General features: G+C 67.4%; 14 protein-coding genes. 9 read left to right on the top strand and 5 right to left on the bottom strand.

Going from position 1 to position 12,839, the window contains the following annotated elements; genetic code table 11:
* Positions 1–56 precede the first annotated feature (56 nt).
* Positions 57–1,922, top strand: a complete 1,866-nt coding sequence (gene uvrC, locus R5H32_RS12565; RefSeq protein WP_318339028.1) for an excinuclease ABC subunit UvrC — start codon at positions 57–59, stop codon at positions 1,920–1,922.
* A gap of 45 nt (positions 1,923–1,967) precedes the next feature.
* Here the strand turns inward: uvrC and R5H32_RS12560 are convergent, their stop codons facing one another.
* Complete coding sequence (locus R5H32_RS12560; RefSeq protein ID WP_318339027.1) at positions 1,968–2,552, bottom strand: hypothetical protein; 585 nt, start codon at positions 2,550–2,552, stop codon at positions 1,968–1,970.
* 349 nt (positions 2,553–2,901) lie between these two features.
* Here R5H32_RS12560 and pgsA point away from each other — a divergent pair, with 349 nt between their 5' ends.
* The 4 genes from pgsA to R5H32_RS12540 are packed head-to-tail and all read left to right on the top strand — an operon-like array spanning position 2,902 to position 5,582.
* A complete protein-coding gene (gene pgsA, locus R5H32_RS12555; RefSeq protein ID WP_318339026.1) occupies positions 2,902–3,567 on the top strand; it encodes a CDP-diacylglycerol--glycerol-3-phosphate 3-phosphatidyltransferase in 666 nt (221 codons plus the stop codon).
* Positions 3,564–3,812: a molybdopterin converting factor subunit 1 gene (gene moaD, locus R5H32_RS12550; protein WP_318339025.1), complete on the top strand. Its 249-nt coding sequence runs from the start codon at positions 3,564–3,566 to the stop codon at positions 3,810–3,812. The genes pgsA and moaD overlap by 4 nt, the downstream gene beginning before the upstream one ends.
* A 2-nt stretch (positions 3,813–3,814) precedes the next feature.
* Positions 3,815–4,255, top strand: coding sequence for a molybdenum cofactor biosynthesis protein MoaE (locus tag R5H32_RS12545; protein ID WP_318339024.1), 441 nt, complete (start codon positions 3,815–3,817; stop codon positions 4,253–4,255).
* Between the two features lie 34 nt (positions 4,256–4,289).
* Positions 4,290–5,582 carry a SulP family inorganic anion transporter gene (locus R5H32_RS12540; protein ID WP_318339023.1) on the top strand — a complete coding sequence of 431 codons (1,293 nt, stop codon included), beginning with the start codon at positions 4,290–4,292 and terminating at the stop codon, positions 5,580–5,582.
* 23 nt (positions 5,583–5,605) lie between these two features.
* Here R5H32_RS12540 and R5H32_RS12535 read toward each other — a convergent pair whose 3' ends face one another.
* The 3 genes from R5H32_RS12535 to ubiA form a co-directional block, all read right to left on the bottom strand.
* Positions 5,606–5,932 carry a hypothetical protein gene (locus R5H32_RS12535; protein ID WP_318339022.1) on the bottom strand — a complete coding sequence of 109 codons (327 nt, stop codon included), beginning with the start codon at positions 5,930–5,932 and terminating at the stop codon, positions 5,606–5,608.
* A 48-nt stretch (positions 5,933–5,980) separates the two neighbouring features.
* Positions 5,981–7,933, bottom strand: coding sequence for an OmpA family protein (locus R5H32_RS12530; protein ID WP_318339021.1), 1,953 nt, complete (start codon positions 7,931–7,933; stop codon positions 5,981–5,983).
* An 80-nt stretch (positions 7,934–8,013) separates the two neighbouring features.
* Positions 8,014–8,979: a 4-hydroxybenzoate octaprenyltransferase gene (gene ubiA, locus R5H32_RS12525; RefSeq protein WP_318339020.1), complete on the bottom strand. Its 966-nt coding sequence runs from the start codon at positions 8,977–8,979 to the stop codon at positions 8,014–8,016.
* Positions 8,980–8,991: 12 nt separating this feature from the next.
* On the opposite strand from ubiA, the gene R5H32_RS12520 reads away from it, so the two are divergent.
* From R5H32_RS12520 to R5H32_RS12505, 4 genes are all read left to right on the top strand, one after another.
* A complete protein-coding gene (locus R5H32_RS12520) occupies positions 8,992–9,717 on the top strand; it encodes a 16S rRNA (uracil(1498)-N(3))-methyltransferase (RefSeq protein WP_318339019.1) in 726 nt (241 codons plus the stop codon).
* A complete protein-coding gene (locus tag R5H32_RS12515) occupies positions 9,714–10,418 on the top strand; it encodes a hypothetical protein (protein WP_318339018.1) in 705 nt (234 codons plus the stop codon). The genes R5H32_RS12520 and R5H32_RS12515 overlap by 4 nt, the downstream gene beginning before the upstream one ends.
* Positions 10,415–10,930 (top strand): hypothetical protein, encoded by a 516-nt coding sequence (locus R5H32_RS12510; protein ID WP_318339017.1) that lies wholly within the window; start codon positions 10,415–10,417, stop codon positions 10,928–10,930. Before R5H32_RS12515 ends, R5H32_RS12510 begins: the two co-directional genes overlap by 4 nt.
* A 114-nt stretch (positions 10,931–11,044) precedes the next feature.
* A complete protein-coding gene (locus R5H32_RS12505) occupies positions 11,045–12,415 on the top strand; it encodes a glutamate--cysteine ligase (protein WP_318339016.1) in 1,371 nt (456 codons plus the stop codon).
* On the opposite strand, the gene R5H32_RS12500 is transcribed toward R5H32_RS12505, so the two are convergent.
* Entirely contained in the window at positions 12,409–12,834 is a 426-nt protein-coding gene (locus R5H32_RS12500; protein ID WP_318339015.1) for a DUF805 domain-containing protein, read from the bottom strand. The genes R5H32_RS12505 and R5H32_RS12500 overlap by 7 nt on opposite strands.
* Positions 12,835–12,839: the final 5 nt, after the last annotated feature.

The raw sequence follows: 12,839 nt of genomic DNA, 5'->3' as shown, positions 1-12,839 counted from the left end.
GCTAAGATTGCAGCCCGGCAGAGGGAATCGAAGGCGGAAAGGAAAGGCGCACGCACATGGCTGAAGTGACGTCGGGGCAACTTTCGGGCCACGCCCTGATCCAGTCCCACCTCAAGTCCCTGACGGCACAACCGGGGGTCTACCGGATGCTCGATGCCGAGGGGCGGGTTCTCTATGTCGGCAAGGCGCGCAACCTGAAGGCGCGGGTCTCGAACTATGCCCGCCCCTCGGGCCACTCGGCGCGGATCCAGCGCATGATCCACGCGACCCACGCGATGATGTTTCTGACCACGCGCACCGAGACCGAGGCGCTGCTTCTCGAACAGAACCTGATCAAACAGCTTAAGCCCTATTTCAACGTGCTGCTCAGGGACGACAAGTCATTCCCGAACATCCTCGTCTCGAAGGAGCATCCCTTCCCCCAGATCAAGAAGCACCGGGGCGCGAAGAAGGAGAAGGGCGACTACTACGGCCCCTTCGCGAGCGCCGGCGCGGTCAACCGGACGCTGAACCAGCTCCAGAAGGTGTTCCTGCTCCGGAACTGCTCGGACGCGATGTTCTCCAGCCGCACGAGGCCCTGCCTCCTTTACCAGATCAAGCGTTGCGCCGCGCCCTGCGTCGGCTACGTCGACGAGGCCGAATACGGCGCGCTCGTCGCCGATGCCGAACGCTTCCTGCAGGGCCGCTCGACCCAGGTGCAGGCGAAACTCGCCGAGGAGATGGCGGCGGCATCCGAGGCGCTGGAATTCGAGCGCGCTGCCGCGCTTCGCGACCGTATCAAGGCGCTGACCCAGGTCCAGCAGGTGCAGGGGATCAACCCGCGCGGCGTGGCCGAGGCGGATGTGGTGGCGCTGCACATGGAGGGCGGACAGGCCTGCGTGCAGGTCTTCTTCATCCGCGCCAACCAGAGCTGGGGCAACCGCGATTTCTACCCCAAGACGGGCTCAGGCGCAGAGGAGGCCGAGGTGCTGGAGGCCTTCCTCGGCCAGTTCTACGCCGACAAGGCGCCGCCGCGGCTCATCCTCCTCAGCCATCCGATCGAGGACGCCGATCTGATGACGGAGCTTCTCTCCGACCGCGCCGGCCGCAAGGTGGAACTCGCGGTGCCGCAGCGGGGCGAGAAGGCGGAGCTTGTCGAGAACGCCGCCCGCAACGCCCGCGAGAGCCTCGGCCGCCGGATGAGCGAGAGCGCGGCGCAGTCGAAGCTCCTCGAAGGCCTCGCCGAGGCCTTCGACCTCGACGCGCCCCCGCGCCGGATCGAGATCTACGACAACTCCCATATCCAGGGCACGAACGCCGTCGGCGGCATGGTGGTGGCGGGTCCGGAAGGCTTCGTGAAGGGTCAGTACCGCAAGTTCAACATCAAGGGCACCGACCTTACGCCCGGCGACGATTTCGGCATGATGAAGGAGGTGCTGACCCGGCGTTTCGCCCGGCTCCTGAAGGAGGATCCGGACCGCGAGGGCGAGGCCTGGCCCGACCTCCTGCTGATCGACGGCGGTGCCGGGCAGGTCTCGGCCGTGGCCGGGATCATGGCGGAGATGGGGGTCGAGGACATCGCGATGATCGGCGTCGCAAAGGGCATCGACCGCGACGCGGGCAAGGAAGAATTCCACCGCCCCGGCAAGCCGCCCTTCGCGCTGCCGCACAATTCGCCGGTGCTCTATTTCGTCCAGCGGATGCGGGACGAGGCGCACCGCTGGGCGATCGGCGCCCACCGCGCGAAGCGCGCCAAATCGGTGGGCGCGACGCCCCTGGACGAAGTGCCGGGGATCGGCGCTGCGCGGAAACGCGCGCTGCTTCAGCATTTCGGCTCGGCGAAGGCCGTAAGCCGCGCCGGGCTCGAGGATCTGAAGGCGGTCGATGGCATTTCCGAGACCATCGCCCAGACGGTCTACGATTTCTTTCACGCGCAGGGATAGGGTGTGGCCGGGCGGACGCATCGCCGCCGCCCGGTCAACGGAGCATCAGCCGGAATGGTGGTCGCAGGTCACGTTCGGGTTGAACGGATTCAACTCGCCGCTCGGGTTTTCGCGGAAGAGCCAGACATGCTGGTCGAAATGCGGCATGAAGCCGTGGGCCTCATCGGCCGCCGTGTTCGGATCGTCCGACATGTGATCCCAAGGCCGGCCGTTGAGCAACGGTCCCTCGGTGTTTCCGGCCTCCATCCAGGCCTTCTCGAACACGAGGTTCTCGATCCCCACCAGTTCCATCGAACCGTCGGCCTGCGGTTCGTAAAGCAGGATCGCGGGTTGATTGAAGTCGGTATGGGTGCCGGTGCCGTCCACGCGCTCGGTCCCCTGCATGATCCCGAGCAGGTCTGGGCGCAGGTAATGGATCCCCATCGCGCCCCATTCCGCCGGCAGCCCCTCGTGCGCGGCCGAGACGCAATGGCCGCTGGGATCGGGGATGAAGCCCTCGGCCAGCGCGACGTTGACATCCTTGTATTTCTCGGTCGAGGCGCGGAGCGCGTCGAGATCGTAATCGTCGCCGAAAGCAACCGACGGCAGGCTCGCGGCCAGTGCGGCGACGGTCAAAATCGCATGTTTCATGCTGGTCCCTCCAAATCTGTCCGACCCGTATCGACGACTCGGGGAACGGACTGCGGCAATCTACCACACCGCCGTGCCGGCGAGCAGGAGTTTGTAGCGCCCGCGACAGCGATACATGCGAGCGCCGCTCCCACCTCGGGTCAGGTCACGGCGCGGACCGCGCGCGGCACCGCGTTTCAGCTTTCTCCGCTCATCCGGCAGGGCACGGCAAGTGGCAACCGGGCGCGTCAATCTCCCATCATATTCATTTATTTCAAACAGTTGCACACAAGACCGCGAATGGCCTGCGGAAGGGACAGCCTGCGTTATCCCTCTTTTCCAACGGCGCGCCTGCCGCTAGGGTGCCGCCATGAATTTGACGATCCCGAACACCCTGACGGTGCTCCGTCTTCTCGCCGCGCCCGGCGTCGCGGTGATGTTCCTCTATTTCCACCGCCCCTGGGCGGACTGGTTCGCGCTCGCCCTGTTCGTCACCGCCGCGATCACCGATTTCTTCGACGGCTATCTCGCCCGCGCCTGGGGCCAGGAATCGCGGCTCGGCGCGATGCTCGACCCGATTGCCGACAAGGCGATGGTGGTGATCGCGATCATGGTCCTGACCGGCTATTCTGGCATGAATCCCTGGCTGATCCTGCCCGCCGCGGTGATCCTCTTCCGCGAGGTCTTCGTCTCTGGCCTGCGCGAATATCTCGGCTCCTCGGCCGGTCTCCTTAAGGTCACCAAGCTCGCCAAGTGGAAGACGCTGGCGCAGATGGTGGCGATCGCGGTGCTGTTTCTCGGCACCGGGCTAGAGCATCTCGAAGGCATCGCCCGGCGCGGCCTGACGCCTGAGGAATATGCCGAGCTGGTGACCGCGGGCCTCGCCGATCCGATCCGCTCCTGCGGGGTGCGCGGCTGTTCGTCCTATGCGACGATGGCGGGCCTGACCTTGATCTGGATCGCGGCGGTGCTCACATTCCTCACCGGATGGGACTATTTCCGCAAGGCGCTGCCCTTCCTCAAGGACGACGCATGATCGACGTTCTCTATTTCGCCTGGGTCCGGGAACGGATCGGCTGCCCGCGCGAACGGGTCGACACCGATGCCGCGACGGTCGCCGACCTCGTCGAGGAGCTGAAGGCGCGCGAGGACCGGTATGCTGCGGCCTTCGCCGATGTCTCGGCGCTGCGCGTCGCACTCGACCAGGAACTGTCCGATTTCTCCGCCCCGCTCGACGGCGTGCGCGAGGTCGCGTTCTTCCCGCCGATGACCGGGGGCTGAGGATGCGCGTCCGGGTCCAGGCCGAGCCCTTCGACTACGGCGCGGAATGCGCAAGCTTCGGACAGGGCGGGCGCGATGTCGGCGCCGTGGTGACCTTCCTCGGCGTCGTGCGCGACGACAAGGGCACGCTCGCGCGGATGGAGATCGAGCATTATCCGGGCATGACCGAGAAGGCGATTGCCGCGATCGTCGAGGAGGCGCGGACGCGCTGGACCCTCGCCGACGTCCTCGTGATCCACCGCCATGGCGCGCTCGTGCCGGGCGAGGCGATCATGATGGTCGCGACCGCGGCGCGCCACCGCGCCGCCGCCTTCGCGGCGGCGGAGTTCCTGATGGACTACCTGAAGTCCCGCGCCCCCTTCTGGAAGAAGGAGTTCGGCCCGGACGGAGCCGAATGGGTCGCCGCGAAGGACGCGGACGAGGACGCGCTGCGGCGCTGGTGAGCGGGCCGCGTTCTGTTGGGGATGATGACGCCGGATGCAGAACAACCCCAACCACCATGGCATCCGGAAGCCCAAGCTACTGACGACTCTTCGCACCTATACATGGCTGGCGTTCCGGGCGGATTTCTTTGCCGGAGTTACCGTTGCAATGGTCGCGCTACCTCTCAGCCTTGCAATCGCGATCTCATCGGGCGCCTCGCCATCGACGGGGCTTGTCACTGCCATCGTCGCGGGATTCCTCATATCCATGCTCGGCGGTAGCCGTGTCCAGATTGGCGGTCCGACAGGCGCGTTCATCGTGGTCGTTTACGGCGTGATCGCGCAGCATGGCTACGACGGCCTGGTGCTCGCGACGCTCATGGCTGGGCTGATGCTGGTCGTCGCGGGTTATTTCCGCGCAGGCAGCCTGATCGCGCTTGTTCCCGAAGCGGTTGTGCACGGTTTCACAATAGGCATCGCGGTCATCATTGCAGTGAGCCAGATCAAGGATCTGTTCGGTCTCGCGGTCACCGAGGTTCCGGCAGATTTCGTCAACAAGATTCCCGTGCTTTGGGAAGCGCGGAGCACGGTGAACGTCGAAAGCCTGTCGATCGGCTTGCTCGCGATGGCGCTGATCGTTCTTGCGCGAAGATCGTTTCCGCGGCTCCCGGGGATCATGGTTGTTATGGCCCTTATCTCGGCGGTCGTCGCATTCGGCGCGCTCGATGTCGACACGGTCATGTCGCGGTTCGGGCCCCTGCCCAACCGCCTTCCAGCGCCGGCTTTTCCCGAAATCACGTTCGGGCGGATCGTCGAGCTTTTGCCATCCGCAATGACGATCGCATTTCTCGCTGGCGTGGAATCGCTCCTTTCGGCGATTGTCGCCGACCGGATGTTCGGCGGTGCGCACCGGCCCAGTGCCGAGCTGCTTGCGCAAGGGTTCGCCAATATCGGATCGGCACTCTTCGGTGGACTTCCTGCGACCGGCGCAATCGCGCGGACCGCCACCAATGTGCGGGCGGGAGGGCGGACTCCGGTCGCGGGTCTAGTGCACGCGTTGACAATCCTGGCGGTCATGACCGTGGCCGCACCGCTGCCAGGCTATCTGGCGATGCCCGCACTCGCCGGGCTGCTGATCCTGACCGCATGGAACATGAGTGAGCCGCACAAGTGGCGCGGCTACTTGTCATTGCGGAGCTCTGACAAGCTCCTGCTGATTGTTACTCTCGTATTGACCGTGGTTTCGGATCTGACGGTCGCAATCGGTGTGGGCGTAGCTGCCGGGCTCGCGATACGGCTTCGCCGGCGCGCCGCGCCACCCGCAGAATGGACGCCGCCCGAAAGGTAACGCGATCGCACCATGGCGACAGCTCACCCGGCGTTCAGCTTCTCGATATAGGCGCGCAGCTCCTCGGCCTCGTGGCGGGCGTCGCGCAGCCCGTCCATGGCCGCCTTCAGCTCCGCCTGACTCTGACCGAGCTGGCTGACAAGCTGGGCTTCCCGCTCCTCCAGCGTGACGAGCGCCGCATCGCGCGCTTCCTCGGCATCATGCAGGTCGCGCGCCATCTTCTCCAGCTCGCCCATGTCGGCCTGCGTGACCTGGCTCAGCCGGTGCAGGAGCCAGCACGCGAACCAGCCGAGCGCGAAGGCCACGAACAGGATGATGGCGGTCGCTATGATGAATTCGGTTCTGTTCATGTCTGCCCTTTGCCGCGCCAGAAACTGCCGGTCAAGTCCACGTCGCGCCTACTGCTCCGGTCGCGGTTTCGGCCGCACGGTCTTGTCGTCGGGGGTCTGGACCGCGACCGTGACCGCGCCCTCCTCCGCCGTCCCCTCGCCGGCGCCGGCGACGGCCGTATCCGCCGCGGCGCCGATCAGCCGGAACTCGATCCGGCGGTTCGTCTCGCGGCCCGCCTCGGTGCCGTTGTCGCCGATCGGCACCGTCTCGCCGAAGCCCACCGCCGTCAGGTTGCCGGTCAGTACCCGGCGCGACTGCAGCGCCGCGACCACCGCCTGGGCGCGGTCCTGGCTGAGTTCGAGGTTCATCTCCTCGCGCCCCTGGCTATCGGTATGGCCTCCGATCTCCATCGGGAAGTCGGCGCAGTCCTTCATCCGCTCGGCGATCTGGTCGAGCGTCTTGGCCGCATCGGGGGCAAACTGGGCCGAGCCCGGCTCGAAGTTGATCTTGCGGGCGGCGAGCATCGCGTTGATCTCGGTCACGCATTCCTCAGCCGTAGGCAAGCCCAGAAGCGGGTCGAGCGCCTCGTCGTAGCGGATCTCGAGGTCGTATTGCTGCGTCTCGCCGAGCTTGCCCGACAGGATCCGCGCCACGGTGTCGCTCGCCGACGTGGAGCCGGTCACGCCCGAAAGCCGGATGATCTCCGGGCGGACCGTGACCGAGCCGCTGTCAAGCTCTCCCAGGGCCTCGAGCGCGGTGAGAACGCGCAGCGGCCAGCCCGCGGGCACGTCGGGGTCGAGCCGGGTCGCTGCATGGACGTCACCGGAGCCGAACCGGGCATTGGCGAAGCTCTCGACCGCATCGCGCGAGCGTTCGTCGCCGAGCCGGCCGCGCATCTCGAGCCGGCCCTCGGGCGACAGCACGGCGGAGAATTCCTTGGCGCCGCCCGTGTCGGCCTCGGCCGCGGGCTTGGGTGTCAGCACGGCATGCAGCGAGAACACTTCCGGCAGGTTCGATTCGAGCTCGCCGACGACGCGGTCGAAGGCATCCGCGCTGACCGTCTCGGCGGCGATGAGCGATATGTCGGCGTCCGAATAGGTGATCGAGCCCGCGCCAAGGTCGCGCAGGGCGGAAATGCCCATCGTCACCGCCTCCGTCCATGCCGGCGTCGGCACGCCGAGGCCGATCGTGCAGGCGATCTTGCCGGTCGCCCCGGCCTCGGTCGCGGCCGAAAGGATGCGGTCACGGGCACGTTCGTTGTCGGCCGAACAGGCATCGAACCGGGCGCCGGCATCGTCGATCAGGAAGCGCAGGGTATAGGGCGTGATCACCGGACGCGGCGCCGAGATGTCGAGCGCCAGCTTCAGGCCGCGCGGCGCCTTGCGGGCCAGTTCGGACTCGAGCCGCGCCTTCTCGGAGGCGCTGTCGCTGATCGCGGTGACCGAGACCCGTGTGGCGCTGATGGAGACCTTGGCACGCGGCAGCTTGGCGAGCGTCGAAATGCCGAACTTCACCGCCTCGTCCCAGCCGTCGGGCACCGGGTGGTCGGCGGTCTCGAGCATGTCGGTCACCGCGCCGGCCCCGGCGAGCTCGCCGAGATCGGTCACGATCGCGTCGCGGTCCTCGGCTTCGGGCACGAGGCCGATAAGCGAGATCCCGTCGCCATTGCGGAGGATCTCAATCGTGAAGTCGGGCGCCTTCAGCGCGGCGGCGAGGGTCACGTCCATCGCATCGGTCAGCCGGTCGGCATCGACGATCGTGCCGGCGACCGAAAGCGCGCGGAACCGGGCGGCCTCGGTTGGGGCGGTGCCGGAGAGGATCACCCGTAGACCGTCGGTGGCAACGTCTGCCCAGTTGTGGCCGGCAGTGGCGAGCGCGGCCCCCACACCCTCGGCCGAGCGGCGCTCGATCACCGAGGCGGTCCAGCTGGCGGTGAGGATGCTGAGCGCGCCAGCAAGCGTGAACGCGGCCGTCGCGAGAACGTTTGGCGAGGCGATGGCGAGGCTCGTGAAGCGCGTCATCTGGGAAAGGCGCATGGGATCGGACCAGGGTACCGGTAGCAGGACCCGCCTTCCTTAAGCGCCGAGGCCTGCGGGATCAATCACAGGAACGCGGCCACGGCAAGAAACAGCGCAGCGATCAGGCCGGTGTCGCGGTTGGCCCGGAAAATGGTCAGGCAGTTGCCTGAATCGGAGATGTCGAGCCGCCGCATCTGCCACAGGAGGTGCCACCCCATCGCCCAGGGCGCGACCATGGCGACCGCAAGCTTCACCGGCCCCGCCGCCGGCAGGATCGCCGCGAGAATCGCCGCGGTCATCAGCGCCACCGTCGAGATCAGGAACAGTCCGAGCCACTTGCCGGTCGCCGCCCCGAATAGCCGGGCGGTGGACTTCACGCCGATCAGCACGTCGTCCTCCTTGTCCTGGTGGGCGTAGATCGTGTCGTAGAAAAGCGTCCAGGCGATGCCCGCGGCATAGAGCAGGACCGCGGGCCATTCGACGCGCCCCGAATGGGCGGCATAGGCGAGGACTGCGCCCCAGTTGAAGGCAAGGCCGAGAAAGAGCTGCGGCCACCAGGTGAACCGTTTCGCGAAGGGATAGATCGCGACAAGGCCGAGCGACGAGACCCCGAGCAGGACCGCAACCCAGTTGAAGGAAAAGAGGATGAGCGCGGCGAGCCCCATCTGCGCGAACATCCAGACCAGCGCCTGTTTCACGCTGACCTGCCCCGAGGGGATCGGCCGCGACCGGGTGCGCGCAACGGCGGCATCGAAGTCGCGGTCGGTGATGTCGTTCCAGGTGCAGCCCGCCCCGCGCATCAACCAGGCGCCGAGCGCGCAGCCGAGGATGATCCAGAGATCCCCGGGCCGCCAGCCATCCTGCGCCGCCGCGAGCGCGACACCCCACCAGCAGGGCAGCAGCAGGAGCCAGGTGCCGATCGGCCGGTCGGCGCGCGAGAGCCTCAGATAGGGGCGCGCGAATTCCGGCGCGTGGCGGTCGACCCAGTTGCCCTTCACCGCGTCGGCGACCTGTCCGGCGGGCTCTGGCGTTTCGTCGGGCGCACTCATAAGGTCGGCCTCATGGCATTGGCGAAGATCAGGATCTGTGTAGACCAGCCGCTCGGGGCGGGGCAATCGGTTCTCCTGACCGAGGCCCAGGCACATTACCTTTTCGGGGTGATGCGCGAGGGCGTCGGGACGCAGGTATTGCTCTTCAACGGGCAGGACGGCGAATGGCTGGCCGAGGTCAGCGAGGCCGCGAAGAAGCGCGGAACGCTTCTCTGCCTTGAGGCGACACGGGCGCAGACCGGACTGCCCGATCTCTGGCTCCTCTTCGCGCCGGTGAAGAAGGCGCGGACCGATTTCATCGTCGAGAAGGCGGTGGAACTGGGCGTCGCGCGGCTCCAGCCGGTGCTGACCGGGTTCACCAATTCCGAACGCTTCCGCCGCGACAAGGCCGAGGCGCATGTCCGCGAGGCGGCCGAGCAATGCGGCGCGCTTTCCCTGCCCGCGGTCGAGGACGCGGCGCCGCTCTTCCGCGTGCTGGCCGGCTGGGACCCGGCACGGCGCATCCTCTGGGCCGACGAATCCGAAGCCGGCGCCGCGACGACGTTCGCGGGCCTCGCCCCCGGTCCCTGGGCGATCCTCACTGGGCCCGAGGGCGGCTTCTCCGAGACCGAGCGCACACGGCTCCGGGCGCTGCCCTACATCCGCCCGGTCGCGCTCGGCCCGCGCATCCTGCGCGCCGAGACGGCCGCGCTGGCGGCGATCACGCTTTGGCAGGCGCATCTGGGGGACTGGCGGTGACCCAGGATCCGGTCGTCCGGCTGCACCTCTATTTCGCCCGCGACAACGACCGCGCGGTGATCCTGCGGCAGGGGCCGTCGAAGCAGTTCCGGCTGATCCTCTGGCATCGCGACACCGACAGGTTCGAGGACGGCCAGTGGCTGAAGCACAAGGTTTATCCCGAACACTGCGACCTCTCGCCGGACGGGCGGCATTTCCTCTACTTCGCGCTGAACGGCGACTGGTCGGGCGTGAGTGAAGGCGCCTATTCCGCGCTGTCGCGGCCGCCTTATTTTACCGCGCTGTCGCTCTTTCCCGAGGGCAGCACCTGGGGCGGCGGCGGGCGGTTTCTTGACAATGTCCATTATGTCGCCATCGGCGGCGCCGACGTGATCGGCCGCGACGAGGGGCTCGTGCGGCTTTACCAGCGCACACCGGACAAGGACTGCCCGACCGGGCTTCGCACGGCGGACGGGCGCCCGGCGAAGATCGCCAAGGCCGAGGCTGAACGCGCCTTCCTGCGCGAGCTGCCGCCCGATCCCGCGCTGTCGCTCTACGACACGATAGGCGGCCGGCTCCACCGGCGCCGCGGGAATGACCTGGTGCTGATCCGCGATTTCACCGAGATGACGTTCGAGCCCATCCGCGCCCCCTATGACCGGCGCGAGCCGGGCGCGGCGGAGCCGCAGCCCTGGCACCCGCTCGACGGAGAGGGCTCATGAGCCTGATCCGGCCCGAAGTCCGTGCGCAGTTCGGCCGCTGGCGCGAGGTGATCTCGGCCGCCGCCACGGGGCTTTTCGCGCTCTGGCTCTTCTGGCTCGGCGGCTGGTTCCTGCAGGGGCTCGGGGTGATCGGCGCCGCACTGGCGCTCGGCTGGGGGGTGATCGCGCTCCGCCGGCTGCGGTTCCTGCGCTCGGTCGCGGCCCCCGGCGTGGTCGAGGTCGACGAGGGGCAGGTCGGCTACTGGGGCCCGAGCTTCGGCGGCTTCGTGGCGCTGGCCGACCTGGTCGAGGTCCGGCTCACCGAGTTCCACGGCACGAGGCAATGGCGGCTCCGGACCGCCTCGGGCGAGGTCCTGACGGTGCCGGTGGACGCGGCCGGGGCGGAGAAGCTCTACGATGCCTTCGCGGCCCTTCCCGGCATCGACATGGCCGCCCTCACCGCCGCGCTCGACCGCGGCGTCGAGACCCTGCCCCTGTGGAAACGCGCCGACCTATCGCTGCCGAGTCGGTAAGCGATCACGAAATGTCATGTTTTCGCACAGACAATCCGCGCGCCGTAGGCTTGACTCGGCGCGCATGGCACTACAGGTCTATGCGTCCCTGTCAGCCAGAAGATCGAGGCCCCCATGTCCATACCCCAATCCGGCGGAGGCCCTGTCGAGCGGTTCGAGCAGCTTGCCGAATACCTCGAAGCCGGCTGCAAGCCGACAGACAACTGGCGCATCGGCACCGAGCACGAGAAGTTCGGCTATTGCAAGGATACGCTGAAGCCCCTGCCCTATGACGGGCCGCGCTCGATCAAGGCGATGCTGGAAGGCATCCGCGACCGCTTCGGCTGGGACCCGATCGAGGAGCAGGGCAACATCATCGGCCTGACCAAGGACGGCGCGAACATCAGCCTCGAACCCGGCGGCCAGTTCGAGCTGTCGGGCGCGCCCCTGGAGACGATCCACCAGACCTGCGACGAGGTGAACGCGCATCTGCGCGACGTCCAGAGCGTCGCCGACGATATCGGCGCGCGCTTCATCGGCCTCGGCGCCGCGCCCGAATGGACGCATGACCAGATGCCGATGATGCCCAAGGGGCGCTATCGGCTGATGACCGACTACATGGGCCGTGTCGGTACGCATGGCACACAGATGATGTACCGCACCTGCACGGTTCAGGTGAACCTCGACTTCGGCTCCGAGGCCGACATGGTCAAGAAGCTGCGCGTGGCGCTGGCGCTGCAACCCGTCGCCACCGCGCTCTTCGCCAACTCGCCGTTCTTCGAGGGCAAGGTAAACGGCCACAAGTCCTGGCGGAGCCGGATCTGGCGCGACCTTGACCCGGCCCGCACCGGCACGCTGCCCTTCGTCTTCGAAGACGGCATGGGCTTCCAGCGCTATGTCGACTACGCGCTCGATGTGCCGATGTACTTCGTCTATCGCGACGGCAAGTACATCAACGCGCTCGGCCAGTCGTTCCGCGATTTCCTGAACGGCGAGTTGCCCGCGCTGCCGGGCGAGAAGCCGACGCTTTCGGACTGGGCCGACCACCTCACCACGATCTTCCCCGAGGCGCGGCTGAAGAAGTTCATCGAGATGCGCGGCGCCGACGGCGGCCCGTGGCGCCGGCTCTGCGCCCTGCCCGCGCTCTGGGTCGGGCTTCTGTATGACGGCACGGCGCTGGATGCCGCCTGGGATATCGCCAAGGGCTGGGACACGCAGACGCGCGAGGCTCTGCGCGTCGCGGCCTCGGTCGACGGGCTGCAGGCGGAAACCCACGGCGTGCGGATGCACGACCTCGCCCGCGAGGTGGTGGCGATCGCCGAGGCCGGGCTCAAGGCCCGTGCCCGGCCCGGCGCCGGCGGCATGGTGCCGGACGAGACCCATTTCCTCAACGCGCTGCAGGAGAGCATCGAGACCGGCAAGGTGCCGGCCGACGAGCTTCTGGAGAAGTATCACGGCGAATGGGGCGGTGATCTTTACCGCATCTACGCCGAATACAGCTACTGACGCCGCACCTGCGGGATCGAGGACGGACCGTAGCCGCCGCCGAGGGGATCGGGGCCGTGATCGTTCGGCCCCTCCTCGCCTTGGGTCGCGAACCACCAGATCAGGATGATCCAGCCGATGATCGGGATCAGCCAGATCAGAAGCCACCAGCCCGACCGGCCGGTGTCATGCAACCGGCGTGCGCCGACGGCCAGCGACGGCAGGATCACGGCGAGCCCGTAAAGCGAGGAGAGCGGCTGCATAGGCGCCGTTTCCATCATGCCGTGACCGAAGCCGAACACGATCCCGTCGACCACGCCAAGGACGATGTTGGCGAGGAAGTTGAACAGGGTGAACCACCAGAACTCGGCCCGACGGGCGCGGCCCGAGAAGGTCGCGTATTTCGAAAAGCATGTGCGAACGGCGGTTTGAAAATCCATGATCG

The sequence above is a fragment of the Defluviimonas sp. D31 genome (assembly GCF_033436765.1).
Taxonomy (GTDB): Bacteria; Pseudomonadota; Alphaproteobacteria; order Rhodobacterales; family Rhodobacteraceae; genus Albidovulum.
This window is presented reverse-complemented; position numbering and strand designations above follow the sequence as displayed.

Bases quoted from the DNA above. Each gene is read 5' to 3' on its own strand.
- uvrC (WP_318339028.1), top strand. From the start codon at position 57: ATGGCTGAAGTGACGTCGGGGCAACTTTCGGGCCACGCCCTGATCCAG.
- R5H32_RS12560 (WP_318339027.1), bottom strand. From the start codon at position 2,552: ATGAAACATGCGATTTTGACCGTCGCCGCACTGGCCGCGAGCCTGCCG.
- pgsA (WP_318339026.1), top strand. From the start codon at position 2,902: ATGAATTTGACGATCCCGAACACCCTGACGGTGCTCCGTCTTCTCGCC.
- moaD (WP_318339025.1), top strand. From the start codon at position 3,564: ATGATCGACGTTCTCTATTTCGCCTGGGTCCGGGAACGGATCGGCTGC.
- R5H32_RS12545 (WP_318339024.1), top strand. From the start codon at position 3,815: ATGCGCGTCCGGGTCCAGGCCGAGCCCTTCGACTACGGCGCGGAATGC.
- R5H32_RS12540 (WP_318339023.1), top strand. From the start codon at position 4,290: ATGCAGAACAACCCCAACCACCATGGCATCCGGAAGCCCAAGCTACTG.
- R5H32_RS12535 (WP_318339022.1), bottom strand. From the start codon at position 5,932: ATGAACAGAACCGAATTCATCATAGCGACCGCCATCATCCTGTTCGTG.
- R5H32_RS12530 (WP_318339021.1), bottom strand. From the start codon at position 7,933: ATGACGCGCTTCACGAGCCTCGCCATCGCCTCGCCAAACGTTCTCGCG.
- ubiA (WP_318339020.1), bottom strand. From the start codon at position 8,979: ATGAGTGCGCCCGACGAAACGCCAGAGCCCGCCGGACAGGTCGCCGAC.
- R5H32_RS12520 (WP_318339019.1), top strand. From the start codon at position 8,992: ATGGCATTGGCGAAGATCAGGATCTGTGTAGACCAGCCGCTCGGGGCG.
- R5H32_RS12510 (WP_318339017.1), top strand. From the start codon at position 10,415: ATGAGCCTGATCCGGCCCGAAGTCCGTGCGCAGTTCGGCCGCTGGCGC.
- R5H32_RS12505 (WP_318339016.1), top strand. From the start codon at position 11,045: ATGTCCATACCCCAATCCGGCGGAGGCCCTGTCGAGCGGTTCGAGCAG.
- R5H32_RS12500 (WP_318339015.1), bottom strand. From the start codon at position 12,834: ATGGATTTTCAAACCGCCGTTCGCACATGCTTTTCGAAATACGCGACC.